The following is a 15,029-nucleotide window of genomic DNA, read 5'->3' as shown; positions in this document are numbered from 1 at the left end:
CCGCTGGTGCTGGGGCCCTTTACCGATAAACAGAAACTGGAAGCTGGGCTCGTCCTTAAGCAGCAGGGCCGCACCGAGCAGGGTGACCAGGTCGTGGCAACGGCCCTGGTTGCCGGAATAGAGCACGGTGAACGAGTGCTCTAAGCCGTGGCGACTCACAAACCAATTGCTGCTCTTAGCGAGGGGCTGAATCTCGGCTGGATCAGCCCAACTGGGAATCACATGCAGCCGGTCGGCCACGGCTGGGCAGTGGCGCCGCAGCCGCTCAGCCATGGGCTCGCTCAACACGATCACCTCTTGGGCATCGGCGTAGACGCAGCGGTTGAGCCGTCGCCAAAGGCGCATCAGCCAGTGGTCGCTGGGCAGCACACCGAGCTCGGCGAGTACATCGGGGTATAAGTCGTAAACCAGCACCAGATAGGGGGTGCGGGTGAGCTTGTAGAGCAGCCAGCCAACTAAGGGCAGGTAGGGCGGCTCGGAGGTGCAGAGCAGCAGATCGCCGCGGCGGGCGTAGCGCAGCAGGCGCAGGGAGATGCGCAGGCAGAAGAGCACGCCGTTAACGGCACGGCCACGGATCTGCTGGGGCCAGAGACGGGTAACGGAGGTGCGGCGAATGCAGCGGTTGGGCTCAAAGCTGATTGCCGGGGCGCTGTCTTGCGAATAGGCATAGGCGGGCTGACCGGTGAGCACCTGCATCTGCAAGCCGCGGGCAGCCAGGCGTGAGGTGAGGTCGTCGAGCAGCTGGCCGGTGGCGGCGTAATCGGGTGGAAAAAACTGGCTCACCACCGTGACGCGGCTAAAGCTGCTACGGCTTGCACGCCAACGCAAACGCGACTGAAATTTCTGCAACAAACGCCCGATATTCACAATAAAAACAGACGCCTTCGGCAGGGGCAACAAGGGCCGAACAAGATTATCTTGGGAATAGGAGAGCGCCAAGCAATCTCACAGCCAATCGAAAGGAATAATCTCAGCCAACTCTCAGCAAACAACAAACCAGGGGAAATTGATTTTGCTGGAGACCTTAGCCACAGACAGCAATTAACAGCTAAAAGCAAACTACTTTGAATAGTACATCGACGCCCTACCAAGAAACAGGTAGCAACCGTCACAAAAATGCCAGTGCCTCGACAAAAATTTTGGCCCCCGGCACGACCCGGGAGGCCTCAAATTATAATAAACAGCGCAGGATTTAGCCGACTATAATATGCAGAATATGCATAAGCCCTTGGCTTGACTAGGGATCGGTATGTAAGCAGCCGTAACAGCTCTCGGGGAGCGGCCTAAATCCGATCCAAGCTGTCCAGTGAGGCAGGGGCGAATGGATGACCTACTGGCGCTGGAATGCGGGCTTGAGCAGCGCGGAGATCCGCGAGCGGGTGGTGCTATCAGTGTTTCAACTCAACAACTCCATGGCTGCTGGCCCCAACTGTTCGCTGGTGCCGGTGGCGCAGCGGCTAGAGCGGCGGCGGCGGCCGGATCGCCGGCAGGCACAGAGCGCAGACTGGTTTTCCCTGCAGAACCAGCTGAGGAGAGGGGAGAGGCGCTTCTATGGAGCTCAGAGCGCCTGAGGGCCCCCAGGCGCCGGCGATGGCAGCCAGCGCAGATCGCGCTGCAGCTCGTGGCCCATGCGGCTGTCACCTGAGAGCAACGCCTGCAGTTCGGCCGGTGTTAGAATAAGGGCATCACAGCTGAGGGGCAGGCTTGCCAGCGGCCAGTACTGGAGCCGCTGATGTTGGGGGCCAGCGGCGGCGGCGTCGATCAGCAGCAGATCCAGATCACTGCCCACAGACGCCGTACCCCGTGCATAGCTGCCGAACAAGCCGACACGCTGGAGGCTGGGCCTTTGGCGGCGCTGAACGTCCGCCCAGGCCTGAACCTCCTGCAGCACCTGCTCAGGCCGGGGCCAGCGCAGAACTGATTGCGTCAACGAGCGCACGGGCATGGCGGAGGGCGTCTTGGCTTTGCAGGCGGCCGAAGTGGTCCGTGGGAGCACCTTCAGGCAGGCTATCGGGATAGCGGGTGGGGATGTACAGGGCGTCGAGGATCCGGAGGCGATCCTCCAGGTCTTGCACCTCGGTGGCGAGGGCTTGGGCGATGGGGGGAGGCGAAAGCCGGGGGCGTAGCGGACCAGGCGGGAGGGTGGAGCCCAGCAGCAGGGCGTGGGAGTTGAGCGTTGGAACGACGACCAATAGGGAGGCTGGCATCAACACAGGCTGAGCGCTCACCAGAGGCTGTTCACATGGGTATGGGAGCGGATCTTGCTATCGGCGCTGATCAGGGGGATGGCCAATGCTCGGGCCTGGGCCACGAGGAAGCGATCGGCTGGATGGGAGGCCAGTACCGCCAGCCATCGCTCCACATCGAGGCCGAGGGCGAGCCGCCCACGGCTCACCAGCATGGCCACCTCCCATCAGCCCACCAGATCAGCACATGCGTGTCGATCAGGATCACGCCAGCTCGTTCCAGTCGTTGCTATTGACCACGGGCTCGAAGGGGTCGTCAAAGCGGAGCACTGAACCGCGCAGGGTCTCCAGCGGATCAAGGTCAGTGGGAGGAGCTGGCCGATAGGGGCGCACCTCGACGCAAGGGCGGCCGTGGTTGGTCACCAGCAGCGGTTGGCCGGTGGCCTCCACCAGGCGGAACAACGCAAGGGCATGGGTTTTGAAGTGGGACTTCGAAACCTGCTTTGGTGAATCCTGCGGAAGCGGTGCGGGGGAGGCGTGCATAAACCGTGCGCCATGACCATGGTCATAAGACTAGGGCGACCGGCAAATCACCTCCCCTGCTATCGCTCCCCCTTATCTCTCGCCAACAATCACCGCCGGATGGGGCCGAGGCGCAGTTCAAAGCCGGGGGAGCGGAAGTTGTGGTTGCCGGCGCAGAGGTAGGTGCCCTGGGAGAGGCACACCCGATCGCCGAGGCTGATGGGGGCGAGGTTGCCTGGCCAGGCGTCTTCCGCCAGCCAGCAGGCCGGGCTTGAGGCGGCAGGCGGAACCGGGCAGCCAGCGGGAGCTGAGCAGGGGGGCACCGCTGCAGAACCAGAGGCTGCGCAAAGGTAGGGAGGCGCCGGGGTGCCAATCGGGCGGGGTGCGGGTGCGGTTGAGCTGCTGAATCATGGCGATCAGCCGGATTTGGCGATGAGCTCAACGTCCGTGAGGCCCTCTCTGCATGTCCACCACCGCCTGGATGGTGGTGACGAGTCGCCAACAGCTCTGGCGGCTGGCAGCGCCTCATGATGCCGAGACCAGTCTGATAACTAGTCAGAAAGTGGATCCACATGGGGGTCTGGCCTGTGCAGCACGCCAAAGCGCGCTTCAGTGAATTGCTCGACGCCTGCCAGCGAGAGGGCCCCCAGGTGGTTTCGCGGCGCGGCACCCAAGCCGCGGTGCTGGTGCCCATCGAGCAATGGAACCGGCTGCAGGCTGCCGTCAGGCCCAGCCTCAAGCAACTGTTGCTGGCCCCGGATGCGCGCACGGAGGAGCTTGTGCCAGCCCGTGGTGGCGCCCGCCGCCGGCCTGTGGCGGAGCTGTAGAGCATGGCCTTTTTGCTCGACACCAACGTGGTCTCTGAACTGCGCAGGCAGCGCCCCCATGGCGGCGTCGTCGCTTGGATTGAGAGTGTCGCCGACGCCGAGCTCCATCTCGCCAGCGTGACCATCGGTGAGATCCAGGCCGGGATCGAATGCACCCGCGAACAGGACTCCGCAAAAGCCGGTGAGATCGAGCGCTGGCTCGATCAGGTGTGCACCACCTTCAACATCCTCACCCTGGATGGCCCAGCTCACGGTGGGCACCCGCAACGTGGGCGACTTCAGCCGCTTTGACGTGCCCCTGCTGAACCCATTCACGAGCCGCGAGCAGGGCGGGGGTGGGATCGAGCTGGCCATAGCTCGCGATCCAGCCTGAACGTTGAAGCCTGACATTCACCCGTACAGAATCAGAAACCCGCACACCAGGAGTGCCTGGCTGTAGCTGCCTCGATTGCAAACGCCTATTACGCGCATAAAAGCATAAAAAGGGAAAAACGGATGGGCGCTCTGAGCCGTGGGCGGGCTGGGCCGGGCGAGCTGCTGGTGCCGGCGTTGCCTGGCGGGCTCTAAATCGCAACAGCTGGCCTCACGAAGTGCAGCCGGAACGACTCCTGGGGTGGCGCCTCAGACCATCAAGTTTCCACAACCATGCGCTGGAAGGCGGGGGTGATGTGATGGCCGGCATCGAGGCTGAGGCCGAATTGCACTGCTCGGCGAAGGAATCAAAGGAGCGGTGGCCCGTAGCCAGCCCAAACCGTGGAATCACGGGTCGGCTCCTTGCTGGACCGTGATCAGGCCGGGCCAGGCGCCGGCTTTGTATTGCCAGATCAGCCAATACATGACCAGTATTGGCTGGTCGCAGCTCTTTGCCAATACGTCGCACCATGGCGCTGCCAAACCTCTGGAGCCTGTACAACCTGCGCTCCTCCCCTTACTTCCAGGCCACATTGCGGGCGGATTCGCAGGCCACGCCGCTGCGCCTGTTTGTGGGCCGGCAACGGGAGCGGCAGCTGCTGCTCACCACGATCGGAAGCAGTGCCAGCTCTAGACAGGCGGTGGCAGGCCGCCCGGGCATCGGCAAAACCACTCTTGTGCAAACGGTGAAGGCTGATGCCCAGGCGGGGGGCTACTGGAGCTCCGACGAGATCATCCCGATCAACGCCGAAGGCGCCAGCGAACACCTGCTCGGCCAGCTGCTCTCCGGCGTCTACGACGCCGTGCTGGCGAACTGCCCAACGGCAGCGGGACCCGAGGTGGAGGCCGCCCAACAGTTGGTGCGCAGCATCCGCCTGCGCGGCGGCAGCCAGAGCGAGAGCGTGGCCACGCCTCCGGGGGCGCTGCTGCTGGATGGTCCGCGGGTGTTGCGCGACCTGCTCCGCTACGCGATCGGCCAGGGCGCCCCCGGCATCGTGCTGCACCTCAACAACCTCGAAAATCTCAGTGAGGCAGACGCGTCGCGGGCGGCGGATCTGCTGCGGGGCATCCGCGATCAGGCCCTGCTGCACGACGGCCTGCATCTGATTGTGGTGGGCACCACCGATGCCGTACGCACGGTGGTGCAGAACCATACCCAGATCAGATCGGTGTTCAGCAATCCGGTGGTGCTGGAGCCGCTAGCGCTGAGGGATGTGGAGCAGTTGCTGGCCAATCGGTATGAGGCGCTGCAGCTTGATCCGAGCAGCCCCTGGCGTTCCCCCGTGGACATTGCCGTGGTGCAGCGGCTCTACGAGCTGTTCCGCGGCGATCTGCGCGGCCTGTTGAAAGCCCTGGAGGATGGAATCACAGCCCTGCTGGGGCTCACCAGCGCAGGGGCCGAGGTGACGCCAGTGGGGCTGGACGACCTGCTGCTCACACTGCGGCAACGAAACCAGGCCGAGCTACAGGAGCAGCTGGGCGACACCGCCTGGGAGCGGCTGCTGGGCTGGGCGAAGGAGGATTCGGCTTCGACCCAGACCCAGGCCCAGCTGGTGGACCTGTGGCAGGTGAAGCAACCCTCGGTGTCGCAGACCCTCCAGCAGTTGATTGAGGCCGGCGCCGTTGAGGCTTTGCCCCGCCGGGGACGGGAGGCGATTCAATATTTGATGACTGGCACGGCGCGATTGGCGCTGTAGTGATTAGGGGGGTGGGGGTTGGTCTCCTTCCTGGAGGGTGTCGTAGATCGCTTTCCAGATGAAACCGAGCAAGCCGACCACGACCCACACGGCAAAGCCGGCCAGCAGCAGCAGCCAGAACCAGGGGGAGGTGAACAGCAGGATCGCGATTCCGATGCCCAACAGCAACAGCAGGGTGGCCTTGACGGCATTGCGCCTGGAGGGTGCTGTGCAGGCCTGTTCAGGGCGGGGGGCCGTGGGCTCCGCTGGCAGGTCTGTGATGGTGGTGCGTGTGCTGCCGCGCCGGTTCAGCTCGGCATTGAGCTCGGCCAAGAGGGCGTCGCCGGTTGGGCTGTTCGCCGCGCTGGCCAACCTGTCCAAGCGAAGGTCTTCCTGTTCCCAGGCATAGCGCTTCACCATCAGATCAATGATGGGGTGCCAGTTGAGCTTGGCCAGGAAGCGCCGCCAGCCCGGCAGGGAGGCAAAGAAGGCCTCTCGGGAGCGGTAGATGTCTGGAAGCGGCCCGTCGAGGTCTGGGGGATGGTCCATGACACCTGCCCACTGATGCAGTCTCAAGGCTATCGAGGCCAGCGGCTTCAGCGCCGCAGCGTGCGGCGGATGTCCTTGAGCAGCAGCAGCAGGTGCACCGGATCGGTGGGTGAACGCTGGAACTCCGGGATCAGGTGCTCGTAAAAGCCCCTGTCCTTCATGGCGTTCGTCTACCCTCAGACGAGCCTGGCGTAGTAGGCAACGACCTGGGGCTGATCCACCTCGGTGACGACAAAAACGCGGGTGGTGCCAGCTCCATGGGCCTGCCGGGCCCCATCCACCAGCCAGGCCGTTCAAGCGAATGGCGAGGGCCGCTCCACCGGCCTTCTTTGCTCAAGAAAGCAGCTCTTCTAGTGCATCTCTGGTTTGCTCAGTATCACGAAGGATTTTGGCCAGTAAGCCAGGACCAAGATATTCCCCAGAATGAACCGGAATCACGGTGGCCCGAACCCAACCTTCCGCAGCGCCACAATTAACGCCTTACCTGTTACGGCCGAATATTTCGACACTTCTAAACTGTGACCCGCTGAACGCCAACGAAATCAAGTTGATCGGCTTGATTATCTTGAGCTTCAAGGCAAAGCTCAATTGCTTCCTTTATTCGGCCCATGAGTTCATCAAGAGACCGTGCCTGTGTGTGGCAACCTGCAAGAGCTGGCACACTCGCAACGTAAAAACCCTCTAGGTCTCCCTCAACAACTACATCGAACTGTTTTGCCATGGGAGGCACCTATGGCACTTCACGACATCCCCCCTACCTCTCCCCCACCACCACCGCCGGATTGCCGCGCACGATCGCACCAGCACGGTTTAGACCGGCCAACTCGGTGGCGATCAATTGCAGGCTTGTCATCAAAAACAGCCGTCGGCGGTGGAGGGGGGAAGGGAGACTCAAGGCGCGATGAAGTCATCGACGCTCACGCCGGCCTGGCGCAGGATTGCCCGCAGGGTTCCTTCAGGAATATCTCCTGAATGGTTGGGGATTGTTGTGTAGCGCTGACCCGATGCCTGGTACAGATCTCGTGCGAGCCGGCAGCCTGGCGGTCGAAAGCAAACCCAAATTGCTTCAGGCGCTTGACCACCTCGCGGTAGCGATATCCCGACAGCCGTCCCATCACGCACTGAGCACGACGGGGAGCTCGAACGACTTGGCGAGAGCAGGCATGGCTTCGTGTTCACTGCGCTCAAGGCGGGCTTCGTGCAACTGCCTGGCGACGTCGCGGGCGATTTCAATGGTCTCCGCGAGGGTGCGTCCCTGGGCAACAAGGCCAGGAATGCTGGAGCAGGTTGCCAGATAACAGCCCTCAGGGAGCCGCTCCACCTGCAAGTTGACCAGCCATTCAGCCACCGCCTTCAGCCATCGCGTGATGGTTTTAAAGCTAAGCCCTAAAGGATCGGCCCCGCAGTGCCGGGTTGGCCAAACTTGCGCGCGCTGGCAACCATCGCTTGCGGTAGCCATCGAGCTGCTGGATTATCCAGGAGAACCGCCGGTGAAGGGGGGTGGGACCAAGCCAGACAAGTGCTCCCGCTCGATCGCGTATTGCTGCACTCCTTTGTCGATCGTTGGATGCCAACTTGCTGTTCTATGGCCGTCGCCAGGGCGGCAGCGATGGAAGCGGCCAAAACAGCCTTGCCGGTCTAGAACATTCACCGTACGGCCATCTTCGCCTGGTCGGTAGAGCTGACATGCAATTGCAAACCCAATGCCGTAATCACCTTCAATACTGTTGCGAGTTCAGGATTGCCAGAAGACGATAAAGACTTGTACAGGCTTTCCCTGCCAAGCCCAGCATCACGCGCGATTTGGCTCATACCTTTAGCCCTGGCAATATCCCCTAAAGCAGCTGCGACAAGCTGAGAATCGCCATCCTGAAGAGCAGCTTCTAAATAAGCTGCGACATCTTCCGCCGTGGAGAGATGCGAGGCAGGATCCCAAATTGCTGTGGTTGTTTTTGTCATTGAAGCCTCCTAGAGATTGCGAGCGAGATCCTTGGCGAGTCGAATATCCTGATCTTGTGAGCTCTTCTCGCCACCTGCGAGCAGTATTACAAGAGCATCACCTTGCTTTTTGAGATAGATCCGATAGCCGGGACCGTAGTGGATGCGTAGCTCTGATACTCCCTCTCCTACAGAACGACTATCGCCTGAGTTGCCCAAGGAGAGACGCCTGATTCGAATGTCGATGCGAGCCTTGGCCGTCCGGTCACGCAGGGCAGCAAACCACGCGGCATAGGCAGGCGTCTCCCGAATTTCGAGCATGCTTCAGTGTATCCCAAGAGATACGCTCTTGCGGCCGACTGTTTGCCCTGGCTAACGCTTCATACCCTGCTGCCAGATCGGGTGTTTCGGTGAGCTGGCCGGTGGTGGTGGGCCCCCTCTACCTCTTCTCCCCCACCATCACCGCCGGATTGCCCCGCACAATCGCACTCGGGGGCACGCTGCCGCTCACCACGGCGCCGAGGGCTACAACGGCGCCGGGGCCGAGGCGCAGATCAAAGCCGGGGGAGCGGAAGTTGTGGTTGCCGGCGCAGAGGTAGGCGCCCTGGGAGAGGCACACCCGATCGCCGAGGCTGATGGGGGCGAGGTTGCCTGGCCAGGCGGTAGCCATCGAGCTGCTGGATTATCCAGGAGAACCGCCAGCCAGATCGGCCAGCTCAGTAGCGATCAGCTCCAAGAATCGCCGGTGGAGGGGGGTGGGATCGAGCCAGACAAGTGCTCCCGCTCGAAGCGCTCGAGCCTGGAGTTGGCTTGCTCGAGCCGCGAGATCTCGATCTCGATCAGCGCGTCTTCTTGCCTCCTCAGAGCGTCCCCTTTCCTCCTCAGCGCGTCCTCTTTCCTCTTCTGCTCGTCTTCTTTCTCGTCTTGCAGCATCCTCTGCTCGAGCTCGTATTGCCGCACACTTGTATCGATCGTTGGATGCCAACTTATTGCTCTATGGCCGCCGCCACGGCGGCAGCGATGCAAGGAATTCCTGCTTGCTGCGGTAGATCGAAGGAAGCGGCTCCCAAGAGGTCGACATGGCTGTAGCTGGTAAGAAGAGTGATCAGGCCAAGGAGAATGGCTGCGAAGACTGTGATCCAGCCTTGCCTGTCGAAACAGCCCTGCCGGCCAAGTCGAACACTCACCGTAGCCAGCCCAAACTCTGAAAACAGAATAGTACGCCTGAACTATCAAGGCATCCGTGGAATCACGGATCGGCTCCGCTCTGAGCCGCCAGGGGGCGGGGCCGGGCGGGCTGCCGGTGCCGCACTGCCTGCCGAGCTCTCCATCGCAACACTTGGTCTCACGACCTGCAGCCCCATGCGGGTGCGCAGGATGCAATCGAGGGCTTGGCAAGGGATGCAGACCATCGGTTCGTTTTCGTTGTAGACGAAGTCGACCGGAGGCCATAGGAGGTGTTGAGCACCATCGGCACGCCGGTGCCGTCGACGTGGGTGACGTGCACATCGCCGTCGAGCTCGAACCAGTCGGCCACGTGCTCGCCCCCATATCACTCCCCCTTATCTCTCGCCAACAATCACCGCCGGATTGCCGCGCACGATCGCGCCCGGAGGCACGGTGCCGCTCACCACGGCGCCGAGGGCTACAACGGCGCCGGGGCCGATCACGGTGCCTGGGGCGAGTACGGCGCGGGCGGCGATCCAGGCATCGCTGCCAATGGTGACGGGGCCGAGGCGCAGATCAAAGCTGGGGGAGCGGAAGTTGTGGTTGCCGGTGCAGAGGTAGGTCCCCTGGGAGAGGCACACCCGATCGCCGAGGGTGATGGGGGCGAGGTTGTCGAGCCAGGCGTCTTCCGCCAGCCAGCAGTGGTCACCGACCACGAGGCGCCAGGGGAATTTGACGCGCAGACCGGGCTTGAGGCGGCAGCCGCTGCCGATCTGGGCCCCGAAGGCGCGCAGCAACAGCACGCGCCAGGCGGAGCCGGGCAGCCAGCGGGCGCTGAGCAGGGGCGCACCGGCGCAGAACCAGAGGGTGCACACAGGCAGGGACGCGCCGGGCTGCCAATCGGGCGGGGTGCGGTAGCGATCGAGCTGCTGGATCAACCGAGCCATGCCTGGGGTAGATCGGCGATGGCACGAAACTCGGGATATTTGTGAAGCAGGGTGGCGCCAACCTGCAGGGCCGCCGCTGCGATCAAGGCATCGGCCACGGAAAGGGAATGGCGAGCCTTGAACTGTTCATAGGCGAGGCGGCCGGCGCGCTCGTTTGCGTCTTTCCAAACGCGGTAGAGCACCTCCATGCGGGAGAGGAAACAGGCGTAGCAGCGCTGGGTGTGCTCGAGAGCCTGTTCCACCAGGTCGGCACCGGGTTCGTCGTCGCGGAGGGTGAGCAAGGCTGAGGTGTCCAGCAGGACAAGCGAACCAGCCATCAGGAGATGACAGAACGCTCTGCTTGGCGTTCTGCCTCTCGCTCAGCGATGAGGCGCTGGCTGGAGCCACCACGCCGGCCCATGCCGCGAAAGGCCTTCACCGGGGAAGGATCGACCGGCACCACCCGAATCGAACCATCGGCTTCAACAATCCATTCCAGGAGCTGGGAAGGGCCAAGGGCAAAGCGCGCCCGTATGGGGGCCGGGATCACGGTCTGCCCGCGGGCCGTGATGGTGCTGCGCATGACCGAGCCCGACTGGGAAGAATTACTAAACTCTAAGCAAGATCAGTCAGGGAGACCTAAGTGCCTGCTGGGCGGGGTGCTGTAGCGATCGAGCTGCTGGATCATGCGAGGTGACCTCCGGCGAGTTCCGAAAGATCGGAGGCAATCAGTTCACTGTTCATTAAAACAGCCGGCGCCGGTGGAGGTGGATGGCTACGACCTCTGCTCGATTGCGTATTGCAGCAGACCCTGGACCCTTACAGGCCGTACAGCTTCCTGAACAGTGGCGATCCAGATGGGCTGGGACGGATCACTTCCTCTCTAAGCCATGGGCGAGCTGGAGCAGGCGAGCTGCCAGTGCTGAGCGGGCCGCACCGGATCCTTGCGGCAATGGCGGGGGCACGGGCTGCAGCGGGAGAGGTTCACCCCAGAGAATTGCGGATTGCAATCAGCATCGATTTCCATAGACAAGGAAAGCGAAACATATGAAAGGAAGCCACAGCCAATAAGCCGAGCTCTTGCAGCAGAGCCATGAGTGTGCGAAGGATCGAGTTCTTGATGTGACCAGATACCCAGAGTTCGTAGACTTGGGCGTCGAACTTACCTCTAAGCAGCCGGGAAGGAGTTCTTTAGGTGGCAGTGACACGGGGTGGAAGGATTACCGCCCCGCGGGGCTTGAGAGAAGCGTTGCCGAAACACACTTATCGACCATATCACGCAGTTTAAGCGAAAGAGTGTTAATAGCCAATTTACTGCTCTAAAGCGCCCAATAGGGGCAATCTAAGAGAATCCTGCTTGGAGCGGTCAGTCGATGGAGCCGTCTCCGAAGAGGAACAGAAACTTCTTGCCCATAAAAGTATAGCAAGAGGAGCCAGAACGCGGAATATACTCTCAATCTATGAATGCTTAACCGTATGGACATATTGCCGTGGCTGGCTTATAATAATGTAAATGGAGAGGTGGCTTACCTGGCTAATGGGGCTGGGCTGCTGACCGCTTCCTTTTTGGGAAAATGGCAACGCAAGAGTGCTACCCGCCCCCTAGTCGAGGGGGCGATTGCACGAAAACATCAGTTGCTTGTCATCACAAAAGCATAATGCAACTACATTCATACAATATACTTCTAAACCGCGGCCGTGCTCGATATGGGAAGAGCCTCGGACGTGGTGAACTCTTAGGCGTGAAGTAATGGAGGGTCTTTGCAATAAGACTCAACATTTCACCATTAGTGGCCCGCGGGCGCTCAGCGCTTAGCCACTAACATCTCCATAATGCTCGGACAATCGAGCCAAGGGATGTGCACCATGCTTGCGCAATCCAAGCACCTCTGCCGATCGTGATCAGGACGCGCTACTTGGCGAATGCGAGCGGGAGCGATCAACGTGGTTGCCTAGGAACACGGTGGAGGCTGGGGATACAGGCCCCTGCCACAAGCGAAACGTAATGCCCCCATTTATAAGGGGCCCGACTTAATCGAGATGGAAGCCACGTGCGATACAGGCCCCGAGGCGCTGCTGATGGAGGGTTCGCTATACATAGCAATGAAATAAGATACCTGGCAAAAAGCGCCAATCAATTTCATTAACAGGAACAACTTGATAAAGTCTAACGCCCTTTTAGCAAGGACGCATAAAAGTCAAAACATAAGAAATACTCGCCAATGCTATATTAAGTGCATCGGATTGACTTATGGGACGTATCAAATTTCCGGGCAACAAGGAACATGAGCCTAACGCAATGCATTGTGTTACAATCCAATTATATGCAAAAACCTGCATCAAGCGAAGGGAAAACCTATTAAGCAATTGCGAAAAAGGTAGAGCGAACTTGAAATAGAGGCATGGGGCCAGCAGAGACCATTATAAGTAGCGAATTATGCAAAGGCTAGCACCATATCAAAACAGCCCACAAAGACAGGGTGATCCATAAATGTATAAACATTACCAGCTCTCTGCAAACCTACTATACAGAATCCAATAATTTCATTAGACCTGGAAGAATCGACATGGCGCCGGAATTACTGAGATGGTTGCCGTCGGTAAACAACAAGACAGATCTATCGTGTGTTGAGCAATTAATTTTCTGACTAGGGCACAGATACGGGAAAGGATCATACAGGTATACGTTTTCATTGCTCTTTTGCGCAAACGAAAAAATCTTATTGACTGGCTCAAGCTCAGCCAAGAGGCGCTGGCGTGAAATATAAAATGGCTTACATGTGTCTGGGATGGCTTTTTGAGGCCGAAACCATTCTTCTTTGCAAATCGTTATTGGCTGAGTATGGTCAGGGCGACTAGAGAAGAATGGCAACGATTTAAAAACTATTAGGCTTGCATGTTTGTTTTTCAGAGACCTTGCAAGCCTATTTAGCTGCATATCAAGTGAAGCAAAAGCTTTGGGGTAATCTTCTTGTGTTAAACCTTTTAGGTAACCAGGAAAATTTGAGACAATCACAACGTAGTCGCCTGAACTGACCAAAGAAAAAACCTTTGAAATCACAAATCTGTAATGTTCATCACAAAGCTTATACCTTTCAAGCTTATGGCGATCATTCGCCCATGGCTTGAAGTAGGGAGAAGGGCAGCCACCTCTCGAGACAAAAGAAACATTATACTTTCCCTGAGCAACCAACTGACTCCCTATTGCCGTAATTGCGTCTGCATGGCTATCGCCTAAAAAGAATATAGTTGGTCTCCTCGCAAAAGGCTTATACAAGCAATCACTAAATCGCGAACTATTGCTAATCGGAGAGGTGGGCTCACGAAAGCAGTTAACTGTGTTGATTCGCGTTCCACTTATTTGCCTATCAGTTACAGGTGTAAAATTAATATCTGGTCGACCAGCAAATATTCTTCCTTGCAAGGCCCCCTGTAGAATAAAAGCTCCGGCAGCCGCAAAAACTGATAAAGAAGGATAGGCAACTAGAGGATTGTAAATAAGAAGCCTAGAAGGGTTAGCGGCTCTGAAATATGACTCTACTCGATAAGATAAAAGGGTAAAAATGGTAATCAAAATCAAAATAGGAACCAATGACCATACGCCAACCCCGATCGTCCATCGAGCAGTCACGATAACTGGCCAATGCCATAAGTAGAGAGAGTAGGATTTATTTCCAATAGCTTGTGCTACTGGATTTGCAAGAAGCTTGAAAGTAGAGCTTGAATTTTGGACATTGCCAATCAGCAATAAAGTAAATGCAACACAAAGCAATGTGGGGACAATCTTAATCGTATCTGGAGCAAAGAACGTGAAAATCAACAGAGGCAGCATAAATGGCAAAGCTTTCGAGGGAAGTTTTAATGAATAATCAAGGCTTGATTTACTTATGTCTTTCCCGGCAGCCAAATATGATCCTGCCGCTAGTTCCCATAGCCGAGCAGTAGGCAAAAAGAATGCTGAATCAATATCACCTTTGAGGGAAAAAGCTAAATAAACAATAAGCGAAACAGTGCCCAAGACCAAGATTGACCAGCGTAATGACGGCTTAAAACATATGCTGCTAAGCGAAAGTCTTGAGCATCCAGCTATGATTATTGGCCAGACAAGATAGAATTGCTCTTCAACCCCAAGCGACCATGTATGCAGAAATGGATTAAACTGAGAATTAACAGCAAAGTAGTCTGTTGCTTGGCGGAGCAAATAGATATTTGAGACGCCAAAGAGAGAGGCTATTCCAGTTCTATTCGATGCCTGGAAGATACTTTCTGAAGGGCTAACAAAAACATTAAATACTATAATAGTTATTACAAAAGTTAGCAAGAGAGCTGGTTGCAGCCTGCGAAAGCGACGCTGATAAAAACCTACCAAAAATATCCGCAAATCTTCGTTGAGCCGATTTATCAGTGAGGCTGTGACAACATAGCCTGAAATTACGAAGAAAACATCAACTCCTAGATATCCCCCTGGAAGTATTTTGTGATTAAGATGATTAATGAGTACCGCGAGGACGGCGACTGCGCGCAGGCCATCTATTTCTGGCCGATAGATTGCAGTTTTGCTGTTCGACATCGAGCTTATTGGCTAACAAAGGATGGATAAAATTCTTTTGAGATTTGAGGACTTTATAGACTTTTATCCAAGTTCAATAAATATATTGATCATGATCTGAAGTGACAAAGTATTTGATAGCTGGATTCAGTGGGCCTACCGCTGGTGGGCAGTCGGAAGGAGTGCGTAGCATATGCCCATAGAAAACCTTTAACCGAGCTATTTTGCATGTGCTCAATCGGCATGGTCTGCTTGAAATTGTATAAGCCCGATGGATG

23 protein-coding genes are annotated in these 15,029 nt (G+C 58.0%); 4 read left to right on the top strand and 19 right to left on the bottom strand.

Features of this window, described 5'->3' with window-relative positions; translation table 11 throughout:
- On the bottom strand, nucleotides 1-783 hold a 783-nt coding region (locus KBY85_RS03915; protein WP_254960258.1), incomplete at its 3' end, for a glycosyltransferase family 4 protein.
- A gap of 542 nt (nucleotides 784-1,325) precedes the next feature.
- Here KBY85_RS03915 and KBY85_RS03910 point away from each other — a divergent pair.
- On the top strand, nucleotides 1,326-1,571 hold the full coding sequence (locus KBY85_RS03910; RefSeq protein WP_254960257.1) for a hypothetical protein: 246 nt from the start codon (nucleotides 1,326-1,328) through the stop codon (nucleotides 1,569-1,571).
- Here KBY85_RS03910 and KBY85_RS03905 read toward each other — a convergent pair.
- From KBY85_RS03905 to KBY85_RS03885, 5 genes are all read right to left on the bottom strand, one after another.
- Nucleotides 1,559-1,945, bottom strand: coding sequence for a nucleotidyltransferase domain-containing protein (locus KBY85_RS03905; protein WP_254960256.1), 387 nt, complete (start codon nucleotides 1,943-1,945; stop codon nucleotides 1,559-1,561). The two genes, KBY85_RS03910 and KBY85_RS03905, sit on opposite strands and share 13 nt — an antisense overlap.
- The gene (locus KBY85_RS03900; protein WP_254960255.1) at nucleotides 1,896-2,228 is read right to left on the bottom strand and encodes a HEPN domain-containing protein; all 333 of its coding nucleotides are present in this window, start codon (nucleotides 2,226-2,228) and stop codon (nucleotides 1,896-1,898) included. The genes KBY85_RS03905 and KBY85_RS03900 overlap by 50 nt, the downstream gene beginning before the upstream one ends.
- The gene (locus KBY85_RS03895) at nucleotides 2,225-2,401 is read right to left on the bottom strand and encodes a hypothetical protein (protein WP_254960254.1); all 177 of its coding nucleotides are present in this window, start codon (nucleotides 2,399-2,401) and stop codon (nucleotides 2,225-2,227) included. The genes KBY85_RS03900 and KBY85_RS03895 overlap by 4 nt, the downstream gene beginning before the upstream one ends.
- A gap of 49 nt (nucleotides 2,402-2,450) precedes the next feature.
- Nucleotides 2,451-2,729, bottom strand: coding sequence for a type II toxin-antitoxin system Phd/YefM family antitoxin (locus KBY85_RS03890; RefSeq protein ID WP_254960253.1), 279 nt, complete (start codon nucleotides 2,727-2,729; stop codon nucleotides 2,451-2,453).
- An 89-nt stretch (nucleotides 2,730-2,818) separates the two neighbouring features.
- Nucleotides 2,819-3,031 carry a hypothetical protein gene (locus KBY85_RS03885; RefSeq protein ID WP_254960252.1) on the bottom strand — a complete coding sequence of 71 codons (213 nt, stop codon included), beginning with the start codon at nucleotides 3,029-3,031 and terminating at the stop codon, nucleotides 2,819-2,821.
- 249 nt (nucleotides 3,032-3,280) lie between these two features.
- Between KBY85_RS03885 and KBY85_RS03880 the strand changes: the two genes are divergently transcribed.
- The 3 genes from KBY85_RS03880 (at nucleotide 3,281) to KBY85_RS03870 (ending at nucleotide 5,643) form a co-directional block, all read left to right on the top strand.
- A complete protein-coding gene (locus KBY85_RS03880) occupies nucleotides 3,281-3,535 on the top strand; it encodes a type II toxin-antitoxin system Phd/YefM family antitoxin (protein ID WP_254960251.1) in 255 nt (84 codons plus the stop codon).
- Nucleotides 3,536-3,538: 3 nt separating this feature from the next.
- A complete protein-coding gene (locus tag KBY85_RS03875) occupies nucleotides 3,539-3,826 on the top strand; it encodes a hypothetical protein (RefSeq protein WP_254960250.1) in 288 nt (95 codons plus the stop codon).
- A gap of 590 nt (nucleotides 3,827-4,416) precedes the next feature.
- Nucleotides 4,417-5,643 (top strand): ATP-binding protein, encoded by a 1,227-nt coding sequence (locus KBY85_RS03870; protein ID WP_254960248.1) that lies wholly within the window; start codon nucleotides 4,417-4,419, stop codon nucleotides 5,641-5,643.
- A 3-nt stretch (nucleotides 5,644-5,646) separates the two neighbouring features.
- Here KBY85_RS03870 and KBY85_RS03865 read toward each other — a convergent pair whose 3' ends face one another.
- From KBY85_RS03865 to KBY85_RS03805, 13 genes are all read right to left on the bottom strand, one after another.
- On the bottom strand, nucleotides 5,647-6,171 hold the full coding sequence (locus KBY85_RS03865) for a hypothetical protein (protein WP_254960247.1): 525 nt from the start codon (nucleotides 6,169-6,171) through the stop codon (nucleotides 5,647-5,649).
- Nucleotides 6,172-6,682: 511 nt separating this feature from the next.
- Nucleotides 6,683-6,892, bottom strand: coding sequence for a type II toxin-antitoxin system HicB family antitoxin (locus KBY85_RS03860; protein WP_254960246.1), 210 nt, complete (start codon nucleotides 6,890-6,892; stop codon nucleotides 6,683-6,685).
- A 33-nt stretch (nucleotides 6,893-6,925) separates the two neighbouring features.
- Nucleotides 6,926-7,066, bottom strand: a complete 141-nt coding sequence (locus tag KBY85_RS03855; protein ID WP_254960245.1) for a hypothetical protein — start codon at nucleotides 7,064-7,066, stop codon at nucleotides 6,926-6,928.
- Nucleotides 7,063-7,293, bottom strand: coding sequence for a type II toxin-antitoxin system HicA family toxin (locus KBY85_RS03850; protein WP_254960243.1), 231 nt, complete (start codon nucleotides 7,291-7,293; stop codon nucleotides 7,063-7,065). The genes KBY85_RS03855 and KBY85_RS03850 overlap by 4 nt, the downstream gene beginning before the upstream one ends.
- On the bottom strand, nucleotides 7,286-7,519 hold the full coding sequence (locus KBY85_RS03845; protein ID WP_254960242.1) for a type II toxin-antitoxin system HicB family antitoxin: 234 nt from the start codon (nucleotides 7,517-7,519) through the stop codon (nucleotides 7,286-7,288). The genes KBY85_RS03850 and KBY85_RS03845 overlap by 8 nt, the downstream gene beginning before the upstream one ends.
- 299 nt (nucleotides 7,520-7,818) lie before the next feature.
- Nucleotides 7,819-8,130, bottom strand: coding sequence for an addiction module antidote protein (locus tag KBY85_RS03840; protein WP_254960241.1), 312 nt, complete (start codon nucleotides 8,128-8,130; stop codon nucleotides 7,819-7,821).
- Nucleotides 8,131-8,139: 9 nt separating this feature from the next.
- Nucleotides 8,140-8,430, bottom strand: a complete 291-nt coding sequence (locus tag KBY85_RS03835) for a type II toxin-antitoxin system RelE/ParE family toxin (protein WP_254960240.1) — start codon at nucleotides 8,428-8,430, stop codon at nucleotides 8,140-8,142.
- A gap of 118 nt (nucleotides 8,431-8,548) precedes the next feature.
- Complete coding sequence (locus KBY85_RS03830) at nucleotides 8,549-8,779, bottom strand: hypothetical protein (protein ID WP_254960239.1); 231 nt, start codon at nucleotides 8,777-8,779, stop codon at nucleotides 8,549-8,551.
- A 56-nt stretch (nucleotides 8,780-8,835) separates the two neighbouring features.
- Nucleotides 8,836-9,042 (bottom strand): hypothetical protein, encoded by a 207-nt coding sequence (locus KBY85_RS03825; RefSeq protein ID WP_254960238.1) that lies wholly within the window; start codon nucleotides 9,040-9,042, stop codon nucleotides 8,836-8,838.
- A gap of 629 nt (nucleotides 9,043-9,671) precedes the next feature.
- A complete protein-coding gene (locus KBY85_RS03820; RefSeq protein WP_254960237.1) occupies nucleotides 9,672-10,223 on the bottom strand; it encodes a WcaF family extracellular polysaccharide biosynthesis acetyltransferase in 552 nt (183 codons plus the stop codon).
- Nucleotides 10,211-10,540 carry a PIN domain-containing protein gene (locus KBY85_RS03815; RefSeq protein ID WP_254960236.1) on the bottom strand — a complete coding sequence of 110 codons (330 nt, stop codon included), beginning with the start codon at nucleotides 10,538-10,540 and terminating at the stop codon, nucleotides 10,211-10,213. The genes KBY85_RS03820 and KBY85_RS03815 overlap by 13 nt, the downstream gene beginning before the upstream one ends.
- Entirely contained in the window at nucleotides 10,540-10,785 is a 246-nt protein-coding gene (locus tag KBY85_RS03810; protein WP_254960235.1) for an AbrB/MazE/SpoVT family DNA-binding domain-containing protein, read from the bottom strand. Before KBY85_RS03810 ends, KBY85_RS03815 begins: the two co-directional genes overlap by 1 nt.
- A 1,941-nt stretch (nucleotides 10,786-12,726) precedes the next feature.
- Nucleotides 12,727-14,772 (bottom strand): acyltransferase family protein, encoded by a 2,046-nt coding sequence (locus KBY85_RS03805; RefSeq protein ID WP_254960234.1) that lies wholly within the window; start codon nucleotides 14,770-14,772, stop codon nucleotides 12,727-12,729.
- Nucleotides 14,773-15,029: the final 257 nt, after the last annotated feature.

Source organism: Cyanobium sp. BA5m-10, assembly GCF_024346255.1.
Classification (GTDB): Bacteria; Cyanobacteriota; Cyanobacteriia; order PCC-6307; family Cyanobiaceae; genus Cyanobium_A; species Cyanobium_A usitatum.
The sequence above is the reverse complement of the archived record's forward strand: the minus strand, read 5'-3'. Positions and strand labels throughout refer to the sequence as shown.